General features: G+C 41.1%; 19 protein-coding genes and 1 rRNA gene. 19 read left to right on the top strand and 1 reads right to left on the bottom strand.

Going from position 1 to position 16,277, the window contains the following annotated elements; genetic code table 11:
• The 14 genes from rrf to rsmI form a co-directional block, all read left to right on the top strand.
• Window positions 1-75, top strand: a 5S ribosomal RNA gene (gene rrf, locus AC4CV5_RS20115); the annotation flags it as partial.
• Between the two features lie 179 nt (window positions 76-254).
• Window positions 255-449 carry an anti-sigma-G factor gene (gene csfB, locus AC4CV5_RS20110; protein WP_166854546.1) on the top strand — a complete coding sequence of 65 codons (195 nt, stop codon included), beginning with the start codon at window positions 255-257 and terminating at the stop codon, window positions 447-449.
• 132 nt (window positions 450-581) lie between these two features.
• Entirely contained in the window at window positions 582-1,196 is a 615-nt protein-coding gene (locus AC4CV5_RS20105; RefSeq protein WP_166854545.1) for a 5-bromo-4-chloroindolyl phosphate hydrolysis family protein, read from the top strand.
• An 18-nt stretch (window positions 1,197-1,214) separates the two neighbouring features.
• Window positions 1,215-2,372, top strand: coding sequence for a toxic anion resistance protein (locus AC4CV5_RS20100; protein WP_490923708.1), 1,158 nt, complete (start codon window positions 1,215-1,217; stop codon window positions 2,370-2,372).
• Between the two features lie 81 nt (window positions 2,373-2,453).
• Window positions 2,454-3,896 (top strand): aminotransferase class I/II-fold pyridoxal phosphate-dependent enzyme, encoded by a 1,443-nt coding sequence (locus AC4CV5_RS20095; protein WP_490923707.1) that lies wholly within the window; start codon window positions 2,454-2,456, stop codon window positions 3,894-3,896.
• Window positions 3,893-4,531: a dTMP kinase gene (gene tmk, locus AC4CV5_RS20090; RefSeq protein WP_166854542.1), complete on the top strand. Its 639-nt coding sequence runs from the start codon at window positions 3,893-3,895 to the stop codon at window positions 4,529-4,531. The genes AC4CV5_RS20095 and tmk overlap by 4 nt, the downstream gene beginning before the upstream one ends.
• A 74-nt stretch (window positions 4,532-4,605) precedes the next feature.
• On the top strand, window positions 4,606-4,935 hold the full coding sequence (gene darA / locus AC4CV5_RS20085) for a cyclic di-AMP receptor DarA (protein WP_003218295.1): 330 nt from the start codon (window positions 4,606-4,608) through the stop codon (window positions 4,933-4,935).
• Between the two features lie 12 nt (window positions 4,936-4,947).
• Complete coding sequence (locus AC4CV5_RS20080; RefSeq protein WP_166854541.1) at window positions 4,948-5,388, top strand: YaaR family protein; 441 nt, start codon at window positions 4,948-4,950, stop codon at window positions 5,386-5,388.
• 11 nt (window positions 5,389-5,399) lie between these two features.
• Window positions 5,400-6,389, top strand: coding sequence for a DNA polymerase III subunit delta' (holB, locus tag AC4CV5_RS20075; RefSeq protein ID WP_166854540.1), 990 nt, complete (start codon window positions 5,400-5,402; stop codon window positions 6,387-6,389).
• 2 nt (window positions 6,390-6,391) lie between these two features.
• Complete coding sequence (ricT, locus tag AC4CV5_RS20070; RefSeq protein ID WP_490923706.1) at window positions 6,392-7,219, top strand: competence/sporulation regulator complex protein RicT; 828 nt, start codon at window positions 6,392-6,394, stop codon at window positions 7,217-7,219.
• A gap of 14 nt (window positions 7,220-7,233) precedes the next feature.
• Window positions 7,234-7,593, top strand: coding sequence for a DNA replication initiation control protein YabA (gene yabA, locus AC4CV5_RS20065; protein WP_003218308.1), 360 nt, complete (start codon window positions 7,234-7,236; stop codon window positions 7,591-7,593).
• 58 nt (window positions 7,594-7,651) lie between these two features.
• Window positions 7,652-8,395, top strand: a complete 744-nt coding sequence (locus AC4CV5_RS20060) for a tRNA1(Val) (adenine(37)-N6)-methyltransferase (RefSeq protein ID WP_490923705.1) — start codon at window positions 7,652-7,654, stop codon at window positions 8,393-8,395.
• Window positions 8,382-8,681, top strand: a complete 300-nt coding sequence (locus AC4CV5_RS20055; protein ID WP_166854539.1) for a GIY-YIG nuclease family protein — start codon at window positions 8,382-8,384, stop codon at window positions 8,679-8,681. Before AC4CV5_RS20060 ends, AC4CV5_RS20055 begins: the two co-directional genes overlap by 14 nt.
• Entirely contained in the window at window positions 8,656-9,534 is an 879-nt protein-coding gene (gene rsmI / locus AC4CV5_RS20050; protein ID WP_166854538.1) for a 16S rRNA (cytidine(1402)-2'-O)-methyltransferase, read from the top strand. The genes AC4CV5_RS20055 and rsmI overlap by 26 nt, the downstream gene beginning before the upstream one ends.
• A gap of 48 nt (window positions 9,535-9,582) precedes the next feature.
• Here the strand turns inward: rsmI and abrB are convergent, their stop codons facing one another.
• Complete coding sequence (abrB, locus tag AC4CV5_RS20045; protein WP_003226760.1) at window positions 9,583-9,873, bottom strand: transition state genes transcriptional regulator AbrB; 291 nt, start codon at window positions 9,871-9,873, stop codon at window positions 9,583-9,585.
• A 493-nt stretch (window positions 9,874-10,366) separates the two neighbouring features.
• On the opposite strand from abrB, the gene metG reads away from it, so the two are divergent.
• From metG to rsmA, 5 genes are all read left to right on the top strand, one after another.
• Complete coding sequence (gene metG, locus AC4CV5_RS20040) at window positions 10,367-12,361, top strand: methionine--tRNA ligase (RefSeq protein ID WP_166854537.1); 1,995 nt, start codon at window positions 10,367-10,369, stop codon at window positions 12,359-12,361.
• Between the two features lie 78 nt (window positions 12,362-12,439).
• Window positions 12,440-13,207, top strand: a complete 768-nt coding sequence (locus AC4CV5_RS20035) for a TatD family hydrolase (protein ID WP_166854536.1) — start codon at window positions 12,440-12,442, stop codon at window positions 13,205-13,207.
• Between the two features lie 155 nt (window positions 13,208-13,362).
• Window positions 13,363-14,676 (top strand): ubiquitin-like domain-containing protein, encoded by a 1,314-nt coding sequence (locus tag AC4CV5_RS20030; RefSeq protein WP_166854535.1) that lies wholly within the window; start codon window positions 13,363-13,365, stop codon window positions 14,674-14,676.
• A gap of 144 nt (window positions 14,677-14,820) precedes the next feature.
• Complete coding sequence (gene rnmV / locus AC4CV5_RS20025) at window positions 14,821-15,381, top strand: ribonuclease M5 (protein WP_166854534.1); 561 nt, start codon at window positions 14,821-14,823, stop codon at window positions 15,379-15,381.
• Window positions 15,374-16,252 carry a 16S rRNA (adenine(1518)-N(6)/adenine(1519)-N(6))-dimethyltransferase RsmA gene (rsmA, locus tag AC4CV5_RS20020; protein ID WP_166854533.1) on the top strand — a complete coding sequence of 293 codons (879 nt, stop codon included), beginning with the start codon at window positions 15,374-15,376 and terminating at the stop codon, window positions 16,250-16,252. Before rnmV ends, rsmA begins: the two co-directional genes overlap by 8 nt.
• The last annotated feature ends 25 nt before the right edge of the window (window positions 16,253-16,277 follow it).

Below are 16,277 nucleotides of genomic sequence, written 5' to 3'. Positions count from 1 at the left end.
GAACACGGAAGTTAAGCTCTTCAGCGCCGATGGTAGTCGGGGGTTTCCCCCTGTGAGAGTAGGACGCCGCCAAGCAAGGTTAAAACCCAGCTCAATGAGCTGGGTTTTTTGTTTATTCAAGATCGATAAAATCAAACAAATACAAACACCGACAGCTTATATAGCCCATATACTGATTTCAAGTTTCGAAAAGATCTAAATAGTGTATACAATATCCGGTTTAAGGGAAGGCTAATTGTACGGAGGTGGGGACGATGGACGAAACTGTTAAATCTAATCATACATGTGTGATTTGTGATCAAGAGAAGAATAGAGGCATTCATCTTTATACGAAATTCATATGCTTAGATTGTGAGAGAAAAGTAATTTCTACATCAACTTCTGATCCTGACTATGCCTTTTACGTAAAAAAACTAAAGAGCATTCATACACCGCCATTATATTCTTAGACCTGAAAAGGTCTTTTTTTGTACTCTTTCATAAGGAATGGGTTAATAAAAAGAAGATGAAACTTGTTTAGGGATAGAACGTAGTAGATAATAATAGTAAAACTGAGCATATACACAGGAGTCGATTAACTCATGCAGAGATTTTTTCACTTTTTGATATGGAGTTTAACAAGCAGTGCGACTTTTGTTTTTATAGGGATATTGAGCTTTTTCGGTTTAAATCAGTCGCTTTTCCTATCTTTTGTTTATGGGCTCGCTTCAGGGGCAGTCGTATATACAGCTGGCATTTGGAATGCGAGACGGTTGTTTCTTAAAAGGCATGAACTGACAGGAAGAGAATATGCCTACATTAAGAAAAACCTCGAGGAAGCAAGGCAGAAAATCATACGCCTTCGAAAAGCTTTGTTTCAGGCAAAAAGCATTCAAATGTTTAAACAAAATGCAGAAATGCTGAGACTTGTCAGAAGGATTTATATCCTCACAAAAAAAGAGCCTAAACGGTTTTATCAGGCTGAGCGCTTTTTTTACCAAACTCTCGATTCAGTTGTTGAATTGACAGAGAAGTATGCCTTTTTATCATCTCATCCGAAAAAAAGCAAAGAATTGTCGTTGTCGTTGAGTGAGGCGCGTATCACACTTGCGGAATTGACAAAGCGATTAGAGGAAGATTTAACTCAAGTAATGGGTGATGAAATTGACGAACTGCAATTTGAATTAGATGCAGCAAAGCATTCATTAAAGAAATAATGGAAGAGGGTAAGAGCGATGAATCGAGATCAAAGCGACCTTCATATAGATGAATTATTGGCGGACCCTTTTGGTGATATAGAGATATCTAGGGCGGAGGATATAAAAGCAGAGAACAAGCAAGTACGCCTTGTTGATGTTCTTCCCGAGGAAAACAAGGAAAAAGCAATTCAGCTCGCTGGGCAGATCGATCATAAAAATATGCAAAGTATTGTCTTATACGGTTCACAAGCCCAATCTAAACTGCTGAATTTTTCTCATACTATGATTGATCATGTTCAAAAGAAGGATGTCGGAGAGATTGGCGAAATCCTTGGAGAGCTGATGAAAAAGCTGGATCAAGTAAATCCTGATGATCTTCAGTCTAAGAAAAAGGGTTTTTTGGCACGCATGTTTGGAAGAGTATCGAATTCTCTTCAGGAGGTGCTGTCTAAATATCAAAAGACCAGTGTACAGATAGACAGAATCAGTTTGAAGCTGGAGCACTCTAAAAATGCTTTAATCAGTGACAATAAGCTGTTAGAGCAGTTATATGAAAAAAACAAAGAGTACTTCGCCGCGCTGAATGTTTACATTGCTGCAGGAGAACTGAAGCTCGAGGAATTAAAAACAAAAACGATTCCTGAACTGAAGCAAATGGCCGAATCAAGTGCACATAACCAAATGGCCGTTCAGGAAGTAAACGATTTGCTTCAATTTGCGGACCGGTTAGATAAAAGGTTGCACGATTTGCTTCTGAGCAGGCAAATTACAATCCAAAGCGCTCCGCAAATCAGGCTGATCCAGAATACAAACCAAGCGTTAGCTGAAAAAATTCAGTCATCCATTGTGACAGCAATTCCGCTTTGGAAAAACCAAGTAGCAATTGCGCTGACGCTTTTAAGGCAGCGCAATGCAGTGGATGCGCAACAGAAAGTATCTGATACAACCAACGAGCTATTGTTGAAAAACGCGGAGCTTTTGAAAACCAATACGATTGAAACCGTGCGGGCGAATGAACGAGGCCTTGTTGATATCGATACTTTAAAGAAGGTGCAGGAAAGCTTAATCAGCACGCTTGAAGAAACGCTGACCATACAAGAAGAAGGACGAATCAAACGCCGTCAAGCAGAAGAAGAGCTCATGATGATGGAAGGCGATCTGAAGCAAAAGCTGCTTACAATAAAGGAAAGATAGTTACCAGTAAGTCTAGCTTTAAGTTCTGTCAGAGGCACGATATAATAAAGTATAAGAAGACACATTCAAAGGATTGTTTTAATGAACACACCTTTATATAAAGCATTGATTCAACATGCGAGAAGAAATTCTCATTCATTTCATGTTCCGGGACATCACAATGGAGATGTCTTTTTTGATGACGCTAAGTCGATATTCGATCCGCTTCTCACCATTGATGTAACTGAACTGGCAGGACTGGACGATCTCCATCATCCTTCTGGGGTGATTAAGGAAGCTCAAGAGCTTGTCAGTCAATTATATGGATCGGCGGAAAGTTTTTTTCTGGTGAATGGTACGACTGTCGGGAACTTAGCAATGATTTTATCTGTTTGTGAACCGGGTGATACAGTTCTGGTTCAAAGAAACTGTCATAAATCTGTATTTCATGCAGTTGATTTGGCTGGTGCTGAGCCTGTTTATCTCGCACCTGACATTGATGAAGCGATGCATGTGCCTACGCATGTTCCGCTTATTACAATTAAAAAAGCTTTGGCAGCATATCCAGATGCAAAAGGCTTAGTGCTGACCAATCCGACATATTACGGGCATAGTGCTGATTTGACCGAAATCATTTCAGAGGCCCATCATTACGGGATTCCTGTTTTGGTGGATGAAGCGCATGGCGCACATTTTGTTTTAGGGGAGCCTTTTCCGGTCTCAGCTTTAAAAATGGGGGCAGATATTGTTGTTCAGTCGGCTCATAAAACGCTGCCTGCCATGACGATGGGTTCTTATTTACATCTCAACAGCAGCTGCAGAATTGATCGGAATCGGGTGGCAGAGTATTTAAACCGATTACAAAGCAGCAGCCCGTCTTATCCGATTATGGCTTCATTAGACATTGCCCGCGCATATGTACAGCATATTATAGAAGAACAAAAGCTTTCTGACATTCTGCAGCAGATCCAATCACTTAAACAAACGTTTGATTCACTTTCAAATGCAGAAGCAGTCACACCGGCAGATCCACGGATGATAACAGATCCGCTGAAGCTCACAATTCGTTCAAAACGAGGCCATTCTGGGTATACGCTGCAAAGCATATTAGAGCGTGCCAACATGTTCACTGAGCTTGCTGATGAAAATCAAGTACTGCTCGTTCTCCCATTGGGAGGAAAACGCAGAATAAACGCTGAAACGATTAAAAACATTGATGAAGAGATTGAAAAAGCGCCCCCAGATCAGATGTTTGTTTTTGCAGAATGGAGAGCGCAGCCCATTACTGTCTTGCCTTATCAAAAAAAAGTCTTACAAACGTTCAAGAAAGAATATGTGAACTTTGATGAAGCAGCAGGCCGGCTGAATGCAGAGGATATCATCCCTTATCCTCCGGGTATCCCCATGATCATGGCGGGAGAAAGAATTACAAAAGAAAGTGTGCAAAAGCTCAGCCGCTTGATCAGCATGAAAACGCATGTTCAAGGGAATATGAAAATCAAAGAGAAACAACTACTTGTTTATATAGAAGAGGAGAAATCATGAGCGGTTTATTTATTACATTCGAAGGTCCTGAAGGTGCGGGGAAAACGACAGTTCTGCAGGAAATCAAAAACATACTGACAGCAGAAGGCCTTCAGGTTACAGCAACTCGAGAGCCAGGCGGCATAGATATTGCGGAACAAATTCGAGAGGTCATTTTGAATGAGAACAATACTTTAATGGATCCAAAAACAGAGGCTCTTTTATATGCGGCTGCAAGACGTCAGCATTTAGTTGAAAAAGTAAAACCTGCTTTAGAACAGGGGCATGTTGTTCTTTGTGACAGATTCATAGACAGTTCGCTTGCATACCAAGGATACGCAAGAGGACTTGGGATTGATGAGGTACTGTCAATTAATGAGTTTGCCATCGGAGATATGATGCCCCATGTGACGGTTTATTTTTCAATTGACCCGGAAGAAGGACTGAAACGTATTCACGCAAACGGTTCGCGGGAGAAAAACAGGCTTGATTTAGAAAAATTAAGCTTCCATACAAAGGTACGGGAAGGTTACCAAGAACTGATGAAGCGATTCCCAAAAAGATTTCACTCAGTTGATGCCAGCCAACCCAAAGACCTCGTCGTTCAGGACGTCCTAAAAGTGATCAATGAAGCGTTGAAAAAAATTCAATTGTGACCTGTTTCCCAATAGTTGATATAATAATGTAAACGAGATCATTGTTGTTTCCAATCTAAAGGAGGCCTTCACAGATGAAATTGATAGTGGCAGTTGTACAAGATCAGGACAGCAACCGGCTTTTGAAAACCTTAACGGATCACAACTTTAGAGTTACAAAGCTTGCGACGACGGGAGGATTTCTTAAATCAGGCAATACAACATTTATGATTGGTGTCGAGGATATACGCGTCGATAAGGCATTGAGTCTCATTAAAGAAAACGGACAGAAACGTGATCAGATGATTGCCCCTGTATCTCCAATGGGCGGAAATGCTGATTCATATGTCCCTTATCCAGTCGAAGTTGAAGTTGGCGGAGCGACAGTATTTGTCCTTCCAGTCGATGAATTTCATCAATTTTAAGGATTTGAAACTGTGAAAATTAATAAAGATATACGTACATTTATAGATAATAAGCAGCTTCCTTCTGTGAAAACATCTGAGATCACAGCGTCGTTTAAAACATCAATGGAAAACCAAAGCAGCAAATTGAAATTTGATCAGCTTACCAGGCTCTTATCGGATATAGAAGCGTTTGGAAAAAGACTGACGAAATCCCGAAATTTTAAAGACTTAGCGAGATTTAAAGGACTTGTGAAACGTTTTGTCAAAGAAGCTGTAGACAACGGTCTTTCACACGAAACATCGAAAAGCTTTGACCTGTATGGAAACAGCAGAACGCTGGGACTTGTGAAAGAAATAGATGACAAATTGATACAGCTTACGGAAGAGATGATGGATCAGGAAAAACCGGCAATTGATTTGCTGGAGCGTATTGGCGAAATAAAAGGTTTATTGATTAACCTTTACACATAGAGAGTGATACAATGGCAATATCCTGGAAGGAAATGAACGAGCTTCAGCCCAGAGTGATGAAGCTCTTATATAATAGTATTGAGAAGGACAGATTATCACACGCTTATTTGTTTGAGGGGAAAAAAGGAACAGGCAAGCTTGATGCCGCATTGCTTCTAGCGAAAAGCTTTTTTTGCCTGGAGGACGGCGCGGAGCCTTGTGAGAACTGCCGAAACTGTAAACGGATAGAGTCGGGGAACCATCCTGATCTCCATCTTGTTCAGCCTGATGGTTTATCGATCAAAAAGGCGCAAATTCAAGCGCTGCAAGAAGAGTTTTCTAAGACAGGGCTTGAATCGCATAAAAAGCTGTATATTATTTCGCACGCAGATCAAATGACAGCAAATGCGGCGAACAGCCTGCTGAAATTTTTAGAAGAACCGAATAAAGACACAATGGCCATCCTCATTACTGAGCAGCCCCAAAGGTTATTGGACACCATCATTTCAAGATGCCAAACCCTTCCATTTCAGCCTTTGCAGCCGGAAGCAATTGAAGACAGACTGATCGAACAGGATGTTTCGCCTCATATCGCAAGGCTTCTGGCCAACATGACCAACAATGTAGCAGAAGCAGTCGAATTAAGTCGAAATGATGAGTTTGCAGAGTCTAGAGCGAAAGTGATAAAATTGTATGAAGTCCTACACCAGCGGAAAGGACATGCTTTTTTCTTTATTCAAGATCAATGGATGCCCTTTTTCAAAGAAAAAACCCATCAAGAAATGGGTCTTGATATGCTCTTATTGATATATCGTGATGTGTTGTCCATCCAAATAGGAAATGAAGATAAATTGATTTATCAAGACTTATTCCAATCAATAAAACAGCATGCGCTACAATCAACACAACAAAGCGTTACGAATCAGATACTTGCTGTTTTAGAAGCAAAGAAACGGCTTCATTCCAATGTGAATGTACAAGGATTAATGGAGCACTTGGTGTTAATGTTGCAGGAGGGATAAGCTTGTACAATGTAATTGGTGTCCGCTTTAAGAAAGCGGGTAAAATATATTATTTTGATCCGAATGGATTTCATATAGAACAGGACAGCTGCGTAATTGTAGAAACTGTCAGAGGCGTAGAGTACGGCCAGGTCGTAATTGCAAATAAACAGGTGGATGAGCATGATGTCGTGCTTCCCCTGCGAAAAGTGATACGTGTGGCTGACGAGCGCGACCTTCTCATCGTAGAAGAAAATAAACAGGAAGCTTTATCAGCATTTGATATCTGCCAAAAGAAAGTGGTTGAACATGGCTTGGATATGAAGCTGGTCGATGTTGAATTCACGTTTGATCGCAATAAAGTCATTTTTTACTTCACTGCTGACGGCCGAGTAGACTTTAGAGAGCTTGTAAAAGATTTAGCTTCTATCTTTAAAACAAGAATTGAGCTGCGCCAAATCGGGGTAAGGGATGAGGCGAAAATGCTCGGAGGAATCGGTCCTTGCGGAAGAATGCTTTGCTGTTCAACGTTCCTTGGAGATTTTGAACCCGTTTCCATTAAAATGGCCAAGGATCAGAACTTGTCTTTAAATCCTACGAAGATTTCAGGTCTTTGCGGACGCTTGATGTGCTGTCTAAAATATGAGAACGATGAGTATGAGACGGCAAAAGAACAGCTTCCCGATATAGGAGAAACGATTACAACAGCAAACGGCCCCGCAAAGGTCGTCGGACTTAATATTCTGGAACGGGTGCTTCAGGTGGAACTGATAAACCGTGAAAAAGTGATAGAATATACTTGGGAAGAGCTCTTGGAAGAGGGCGTCGTATCCGCACAAACCACAGATTAACGAGGTGTGGAACCTTGGATAAAAAAGAGTTATTTGATACAGTCATTAACTTAGAAGAACAAATTGGCTCACTGTACCGGCAGCTGGGGGATTTGAAGCAGCATATCGGTGAGATGATTGAGGAAAATCATCACTTACAGCTTGAAAACAAGCATTTGCGCAAACGGCTGGACGATACGACGCAGCAGATTGAAAAGTTCAAAGCTGATAAAAAAGAATCAAAAACACAGAAGACAGAGCAAACTGATATAGGGGAAGGGTATGATAATCTGGCACGTCTGTATCAAGAAGGGTTTCATATCTGCAATGTCCACTATGGAAGTGTCCGAAAAGAAGATTGTCTTTTCTGTCTGTCATTCTTAAATAAAAAATAAGGAAAAGGCTTCCGCATAAGACGGGAGCCTTTTTCAAAGGTACTGAAAGGATAAGAAGATGGTTTCATTACGTGATGATGAAAGATTAGATTATTTGCTGGCAGAGGACATGAAAATCATACAAAGTCCAACGGTGTTTGCTTTTTCATTGGACGCTGTGCTTCTGTCCAAATTTGCGTACGTTCCGATTCAAAAAGGAAAAATTGTTGATCTATGTACCGGCAATGGCATTGTGCCGCTGCTGCTCAGTACAAGATCAAAAGCAGACATTCTTGGAGTCGAAATTCAAGAAAGGCTGCATGATATGGCTGTTCGCAGTGTGGAGTATAATAAGCTGCAGGATCAGATTCAGATTATACATGATGACCTGAAAAACATGCCGGAGAAGCTCGGACATAATCGATATGATATTGTCACCTGCAATCCGCCGTATTTTAAAACGCCAAAACAAACTGAACAAAACATGAATGAGCATCTTAGAATTGCAAGACATGAAATTCACTGCACACTGGAGGATGTCATTTCAGTCAGCAGCAAGCTGCTCAAACAAGGTGGAAAGGCAGCCCTTGTTCACAGGCCGGGACGGCTTCTGGAGATTTTTGAACTGATGAAAGCTTACCAAATTGAGCCGAAGCGTGTGCAATTTGTTTATCCGAAGCAAGGGAAAGAGGCCAATACCATTTTGGTTGAAGGCATCAAAGGCGGGCGTCCGGATTTAAAAATTCTTCCCCCTCTGTTCGTTTATGACGAACAAAATGAATATACAAAAGAAATCAGGACCATTTTATATGGAGACAAATAATCATTTCTTCTATGTCGTGCAATGCAAGGACAATAGCTGGTATGCCGGGTATACTAACGATCTGCAGAAACGGGTGAAAACTCACAATGATGGAAAGGGCGCAAAGTATACCAAAGTTAGACGTCCAGTTGAATTGATTTTTGCCGAAGCTTTCACAACGAAGCGGGAAGCCATGCAGGCGGAATATTATTTCAAAAAACTAACTCGAAAGAAAAAAGAGCTTTATATAGAAGAAAAGCGGAACAGCAAGGAGGCTGTATATGTTAAGGCGCCAAATGAGCTTTAATGGAAAGTCGGACATGGGGATTCTTTATTTGGTCCCAACCCCAATCGGAAATTTAGAGGATATGACATTCCGGGCGATCAACACGCTAAAATCAGTGGATGCAATTGCTGCGGAAGATACGAGACAAACGAAAAAGCTTTGTCATGTATATGAAATTGAAACACCACTCGTTAGTTATCACGAACATAATAAAGAAAGCAGCGGGCACAAAATCATTGAATGGCTGAAATCGGGAAAAAACATTGCCCTTGTCAGTGACGCCGGGCTGCCGACGATTTCTGATCCTGGAGCTGAAATCGTGAAGGATTTTACGGAGATAGGCGGTTATGTTGTTCCGTTGCCGGGAGCAAATGCTGCATTAACAGCTCTAATCGCTTCAGGTATTGTACCGCAGCCTTTCTTCTTTTACGGTTTTCTCAACAGACAGAAAAAAGAAAAGAAGAAGGAGCTTGAGGGTCTTAAAAAACGGAAGGAAACGATCATCTTTTATGAAGCGCCTCACAGATTGAAGGAAACTTTGTCAGCGATGGCGGAGATATTAGGAGATCGAGAAATTGCTGTAACGCGTGAACTCACAAAAAAATATGAAGAGTTTATCAGAGGCACGATATCCGAGGTCATTGAATGGGCAAATGAGGATCAGATACGCGGTGAGTTTTGTCTCGTCGTAGAAGGCAGTAAAAATGAAGAATCAGATGAGGAAACACAATGGTGGGAAACCCTCACGGCGAAAGAACATGTCGAGCATTACATCTCGAAAGGCGCTACTTCTAAAGAAGCTATTAAAAAAGCAGCAGTCGATCGCAATGTTCCAAAGCGTGAAGTATACGATGCTTACCATATTCAGCAATAAAAAAACGTTCTTGTGTCATAACAAGAACGTTTTTTGTATAAGAAACGATTATTTAAGGTTTTGAAGCTGGTTTTGGATTTCGCTGATGATTTGCTCAGCGCCTTCTTTACTAAGAACCAATTTACCGCCTGCAAGTTTAAGGTTATCATCAGAAACTTCACCAGTTACTTGGCAAGTCATGTTTGGTTTATATTTTTTAAGGATGATTTTTTCGTCATCAACATAAATTTCAAGAGCATCTTTTTCTGCGATTCCAAGAGTACGACGCAATTCGATAGGAATAACTACACGTCCTAATTCATCAACTTTACGTACAATACCAGTAGATTTCATAAACATTCTCCTCCCAAGAGATAATTATTGTTTAAATTATATTTTTCTTCGTCATTATTCGACAAAATCCTTACCTTCATAGCATAACAAGGTTTCCAATAATCGTCAATCATTTTGTTTACTATTCATTGTAAGAATTAGTTCTTATAGTCAGTAATGTCTTGGAAACTACCGGAATAACAGCATTTTATAAATATTTAATAAAGCTATTATCCTACTAAAAATCCTTTTAAATCAAGACTTTCGAACCAAGGTTTTTTATTTCATTTGATTATATACGACAAAATTCGACATGAACAGACTTTTTTTACTTTCATTAAAGATTTTTAATTTTAATTATTCTTTTTCAGGGCATACGTATATATTCTTGATCTTAAAGGCTAAGATGGTATCATAGATAAAGGATAAATATAAATAATAATCATATATGATTTGCACTTATCGCCGCTCTCGTCCTTTGGGCGGGAGCTTTTTGACATTCTGATTGGGAGGTTTCAAGATGCCGCAAGAAAACAATACATTTTACATTACAACACCGATTTATTATCCAAGCGGAAAATTACATATCGGCCATGCATATACGACAGTCGCGGGAGATGCGATGGCACGCTACAAAAGATTAAAAGGGTTCGATGTTCGCTATTTAACAGGAACGGACGAGCATGGGCAAAAGATCCAGCAAAAAGCTGAACAGGAAAACATTACACCTCAGGAGTATGTGGATCGTGCAGCGGCAGATATTCAGAAACTGTGGAAGCAGCTTGAAATCTCAAACGACGATTTTATCCGTACGACAGAAAAACGGCATAAAGTTGTGATTGAAAAGGTGTTTCAAAAGCTTCTTGATAACGGAGACATCTATCTTGATGAATATGAAGGCTGGTACAGTATCCCGGATGAAACATTCTACACGGAAACTCAGCTGATTGATATCGAGCGAAATGAAAAGGGAGAGGTCATCGGAGGAAAAAGCCCTGACAGCGGTCACCCAGTTGAATTGATCAAAGAGGAATCTTATTTCTTCCGTATGGGTAAATATGCGGATCGTCTTCTGAAATACTATGAAGAAAACCCGACATTCATTCAGCCGGAATCACGCAAAAACGAAATGATTAACAACTTTATCAAGCCTGGACTTGAGGATTTGGCTGTATCACGTACCACTTTTGACTGGGGAGTGAAGGTGCCGGAAAATCCAAAGCACGTTGTATATGTTTGGATCGACGCGTTATTTAACTATTTAACAGCACTCGGTTATGATACAGAAAACGATGAGCTTTATCAAAAATATTGGCCTGCCGATGTTCATTTAGTTGGTAAGGAGATTGTAAGGTTCCATACCATTTACTGGCCAATTATGCTAATGGCGCTTGATCTTCCGCTGCCAAAGCAAGTATTTGCGCATGGCTGGCTTTTGATGAAAGACGGAAAGATGTCGAAATCAAAAGGGAACGTTGTGGATCCGGTCACATTAATTGAACGCTACGGTTTAGATGAGCTTCGTTATTACCTGCTTCGCGAAGTGCCATTCGGATCTGACGGTGTATTCACGCCGGAAGGTTTTGTTGAGCGGATTAACTATGATTTAGCGAATGATTTAGGAAACCTATTGAATCGTACGGTTGCGATGATCAATAAGTATTTTGACGGACAAATTGGTTCTTACAAGGGTGCCGTGACGGAATTTGACCAAACGCTCACTTCAGTCGCTGAAGAAACGGTGAAGGCTTACGAGAAAGCAATGGAAAACATGGAATTCTCGGTGGCTCTTTCGACATTGTGGCAGCTAATCAGCCGCACAAATAAATACATTGATGAGACAGCTCCATGGGTGCTTGCGAAAGATCCGGCAAAAGAAGAAGAACTGCAATCAGTTATGTACCACCTTGCTGAATCATTACGTATTTCAGCTGTGCTGCTTCAGCCGTTCTTAACAAAGACACCGGAAAAAATGTTCGAGCAGCTGGGCATTACTGAAGAAGCTTTAAAAGCTTGGGACAGCATTACAGCTTTCGGCCAACTGAAAGATACAAAAGTACAAAAAGGCGAGCCGTTGTTCCCTCGCTTAGAGGCAGAAGAAGAAATTGCTTACATCAAAGGGAAAATGCAGGGCTCAGCACCAGCTAAAGAAGAAACAAAAGAAGAAGAGCCGCAAGAGGTTGATCGTTTACCTGAAATTACGATTGATCAATTCATGGATGTAGAACTTCGCGTGGCTGAGGTCATTCAGGCAGAGCCTGTGAAAAAAGCGGACCGTTTATTGAAGCTGCAGCTGGATCTTGGTTTTGAAAAACGCCAAGTCGTATCTGGTATTGCGAAGCATTATACGCCTGAAGAGCTTGTTGGGAAAAAACTCGTTTGTGTAACAAATCTAAAACCGGTTAAACTGAGAGGAGAGCTTTCTCAAGGTATGATCCTTGCGGGGGAAGCAGACGGCGTATTAAAAGTCGTGTCTATCGATCAGTCGTTACCAAAAGGCACAAGAATTAAATAGTGATAAACAAAAGGTGTTTCACGTGTAACAATTCGTCGAACACCTTTTGTGTTTCGACAAGAAAGGAGTTTTTGACTTATGTTGTTTGACACACACGCGCATTTAAATGCAGAACAATATGATACTGATCTGGAAGAGGTTATTGAACGGGCAAAAGCTGAAAAAGTAGAACGGATTGTTGTAGTTGGTTTTGACCGTCCGACCATTACTCGTGCGATGGAAATGATTGAGGAATATGATTTTATTTATGCAGCCATCGGTTGGCATCCTGTTGACGCAATTGATATGACAGAGGAAGATTTAGCGTGGATTAAAGAGCTTTCTGCTCATGAGAAAGTGGTAGCGATAGGTGAAATGGGACTGGATTACCATTGGGATAAATCTCCTAAAGATGTTCAAAAAGAGGTGTTCAGAAAACAAATCGGCTTAGCAAAGGAGGTCAATCTTCCTATTATCATTCACAACCGTGATGCGACGGAGGATGTTGTGACGATTTTGAAAGAAGAAGGCGCAGAAGCTGTGGGCGGAATCATGCACTGCTTTACAGGAAGTGCAGAAGTGGCGAGAGAATGCATGAAAATGAATTTTTATTTATCATTTGGGGGACCGGTGACTTTCAAAAATGCGAAGAAGCCGAAGGAAGTTGTGAAGGAAATTCCGAATGACCGGTTGCTGATTGAAACTGACTGCCCGTTTCTCACACCTCATCCTTTTCGTGGAAAAAGAAATGAGCCAAGCTATGTGAAATATGTGGCAGAGCAAATCGCTGAATTAAAAGGAATGACTTTCGAAGAAGTTGCTTCAATCACGACTGAAAATGCAAAAAGACTTTTCCGTATAAACTGACAAAAAACGCTAGCGGGTTTTGTAAGAGCTTGTCCCTTACAGCGTTTTTCTATAAAAGTTCTACATGCTTTCTTCTCCTCATAGGATAGGTTTGTCGACAAGTCTTTCTTCCGTTTCTCAGTGTAATTCAGGATAATGAAGAAGATACTGAGCTTTTGGGAGAAAGAGAGGGGAGGGTTGACAGCCTTTTAGATACTCTATATAATCTCTCCGAGGAGAAGGAGGCGTTTTTCATCACACAAAAAATGAAAAAGCTGTTTTCCGTAAAGCTTAGCAAAAGCAAAGTCATTCTGGTTGCTGCTTGTTTGCTTTTGGCAGGAAGCGGGACTGCATACGCGGCTCATGAGCTGACAAAACAATCAGTCTCAGTTTCTATCAATGGCAAAAAGAAACATATACGCACACATGCAAAAACAGTCGGTGATCTTTTAGATACGCTTGATATAAAGACAAGAGACGAAGACAAGATCACACCTGCTAAACAGACAAAGATCACAGCAGATATGGATGTTGTGTATGAGGCTGCAAAACCTGTGAAGCTTACAATAAACGGTGAAGAAAAGACATTATGGTCAACAGCAAAAACGGTCGGTGCATTACTGGACGAACAAAATGTTGATGTGAAAGAACAAGATCAAATTGATCCCGCAATAGATACAGATATTTCGAAAGACATGAAGATTAACATAGAACCCGCATTCCAAGTTACTGTGAATGATGCAGGAAAACAAAAGAAGATCTGGACGACTTCGACTACGGTCGCTGACTTTTTAAAACAGCATAAGATGAACATAAAAGACGAAGATAAAATCAAGCCTGCGTTAGATGTAAAGCTGACGAAAGGAAAGGCTGATGTTACAATTACTCGTATCGAAAAGGTCACCGATGTAGTTGAAGAGAAAATCGCGTTCGATGTGAAAAAGCAAGAAGACGCTTCTCTTGAAAAAGGGAAAGAAAAGGTCGTCCAAAAAGGGAAAGAAGGCAAGCTTAAAAAACATTTCGAAGTCGTGAAAGAAAACGGCAAAGAAGTGTCCAGAGAGCTTGTAAAAGAAGAAACAGCTGAACAAAGCAAAGATAAAGTGATTGCTGTCGGCACAAAACAAAGCAGTCCAAAGATTGAAAAGGTCAGTGCTTCCGGTGATTCAAAAACAGTTGTGTCCCGCAGCAATGAATCAACAGGCAAAGTCATGACTGTATCATCTACGGCTTATACGGCAAGCTGCAGCGGTTGTTCAGGTCATACAGCTACAGGCGTCAATTTAAAAAATAACCCGAATGCCAAAGTTATCGCTGTAGATCCAAATGTCATTCCGCTAGGCTCCAAAGTCCATGTTGAGGGCTATGGATATGCCATTGCTGCGGATACTGGTTCAGCAATTAAAGGGAACAAAATAGACGTCTTTTTCCCGGAGAAATCATCGGCGTACCGATGGGGAAATAAAACAGTCAAAATTAAAATCTTAAATTAATATATACTTATGTATTCAGAGGGTTTTGCGCCCTCTGTTTTTTTCGTTATAATAGACAAAGTGTATTTTCTGCTTATTAGACGCTCGACATAAGAAAAAGTTTCATGAATATACAAAAGTTTTTATTTTGTCTTGGAGGAAATAATGAAAATTAAAGAGATCATTGTGGTCGAGGGGCGTGATGATACGGCCCGCATCAAATTGGCTGTTGATGCAGACACAATTGAAACAAATGGTTCAGCCATCGATGATCAAGTGATTGACCAAATCCGTTTGGCCCAGAAGACCAGAGGCGTCATCATTTTAACGGATCCGGACTTCCCTGGAGAGAAGATCCGCAAAACCATTTCAGAGGCTGTACCCGGCTGTAAGCATGCATTTTTGCCTAAACATCTTGCCAAACCTAAAAACAAGCGGGGAATTGGTGTGGAGCATGCATCGATTGAAAGCATTAGGGCATGTTTAGAAAACGTGCACGAGGAGATGGAATCGCAGCCGAGTGACATTTCAGCTGAGGATTTGATTCATGCTGGACTGATTGGCGGATCTGCGGCCAAACGCCGGCGCGAACGACTGGGTGATCTGTTGAAAATCGGCTATACAAATGGCAAACAACTTCAAAAACGGCTGCAAATGTTTCAAATTAAAAAAAGTGATTTTATGAGTGCGCTCGATACCGTTAAGCGGGAGGAACAGAATGAGTAAAGATATTGCGACACCGATTAGAACGAAAGAGATACTGAAGAAATATGGTTTTTCTTTTAAAAAGAGCTTAGGACAGAATTTCTTAATTGATACGAACATTTTAGACAGAATTGTCGATCACGCGGAAGTGACGGAGAAAACAGGTGTCATAGAAATCGGCCCGGGAATCGGGGCATTGACCGAACAGATTGCCAAGCGGGCGAAAAAGGTCGTGGCATTTGAAATTGACCAGCGATTATTGCCGATTCTGAAGGATACGCTGTCACCTTACGACAATGTCACTGTCATTCATCAGGACGTGTTAAAGGCTGATGTCAAATCGGTCATTGAAGAACAATTTCAAGACTGCGATGAGATCATGGTTGTAGCCAACCTTCCTTATTACGTGACAACGCCGATTATCATGAAACTGCTTGAAGAACATCTTCCGCTGAAAGGGATTGTGGTCATGCTGCAAAAAGAAGTGGCAGAGCGCATGGCGGCAGACCCTTCATCTAAGGAATACGGCTCCCTTTCGATCGCGGTGCAATTTTATACAGAAGCCAAAACGGTGATGACCGTTCCGAAAACTGTGTTTGTTCCTCAGCCTAATGTAGATTCCGCAGTCATTCGGCTGATTCTCCGCGACGGCCCGGCAGTGGACGTGGAAAACGAAGCCTTTTTCTTTCAGTTAATCAAGGCAAGCTTTGCTCAGCGCCGTAAAACGCTGCTCAATAACTTAGTCAACAACTTGCCTGATGGAAAAGCACAAAAAACAGCGATTGAGCAAGTTTTGGAAGAAACAAATATTGACGGCAAGCGCCGAGGTGAATCCCTGTCTATCGAGGAGTTCGCAGCGCTGTCTAACGGATTGTATAAAGCCCTTTTCTAAAAGGGCTTTTTGTTTTGCGCACCAC

The sequence above is a fragment of the Bacillus sp. NS1 genome, assembly GCF_058248265.1.
This window is presented reverse-complemented; position numbering and strand designations above follow the sequence as displayed.

Excerpts from the sequence above, each read along its gene's own strand:
- csfB (WP_166854546.1), top strand. The coding sequence starts at position 255 with ATGGACGAAACTGTTAAATCTAATCATACATGTGTGATTTGTGATCAA.
- AC4CV5_RS20105 (WP_166854545.1), top strand. The coding sequence starts at position 582 with ATGCAGAGATTTTTTCACTTTTTGATATGGAGTTTAACAAGCAGTGCG.
- AC4CV5_RS20100 (WP_490923708.1), top strand. The coding sequence starts at position 1,215 with ATGAATCGAGATCAAAGCGACCTTCATATAGATGAATTATTGGCGGAC.
- AC4CV5_RS20095 (WP_490923707.1), top strand. The coding sequence starts at position 2,454 with ATGAACACACCTTTATATAAAGCATTGATTCAACATGCGAGAAGAAAT.
- tmk (WP_166854542.1), top strand. The coding sequence starts at position 3,893 with ATGAGCGGTTTATTTATTACATTCGAAGGTCCTGAAGGTGCGGGGAAA.
- darA (WP_003218295.1), top strand. The coding sequence starts at position 4,606 with ATGAAATTGATAGTGGCAGTTGTACAAGATCAGGACAGCAACCGGCTT.
- holB (WP_166854540.1), top strand. The coding sequence starts at position 5,400 with ATGGCAATATCCTGGAAGGAAATGAACGAGCTTCAGCCCAGAGTGATG.
- AC4CV5_RS20060 (WP_490923705.1), top strand. The coding sequence starts at position 7,652 with ATGGTTTCATTACGTGATGATGAAAGATTAGATTATTTGCTGGCAGAG.
- AC4CV5_RS20055 (WP_166854539.1), top strand. The coding sequence starts at position 8,382 with ATGGAGACAAATAATCATTTCTTCTATGTCGTGCAATGCAAGGACAAT.
- rsmI (WP_166854538.1), top strand. The coding sequence starts at position 8,656 with ATGTTAAGGCGCCAAATGAGCTTTAATGGAAAGTCGGACATGGGGATT.
- abrB (WP_003226760.1), bottom strand. The coding sequence starts at position 9,873 with ATGTTTATGAAATCTACTGGTATTGTACGTAAAGTTGATGAATTAGGA.
- metG (WP_166854537.1), top strand. The coding sequence starts at position 10,367 with ATGCCGCAAGAAAACAATACATTTTACATTACAACACCGATTTATTAT.
- AC4CV5_RS20035 (WP_166854536.1), top strand. The coding sequence starts at position 12,440 with ATGTTGTTTGACACACACGCGCATTTAAATGCAGAACAATATGATACT.
- rnmV (WP_166854534.1), top strand. The coding sequence starts at position 14,821 with ATGAAAATTAAAGAGATCATTGTGGTCGAGGGGCGTGATGATACGGCC.
- rsmA (WP_166854533.1), top strand. The coding sequence starts at position 15,374 with ATGAGTAAAGATATTGCGACACCGATTAGAACGAAAGAGATACTGAAG.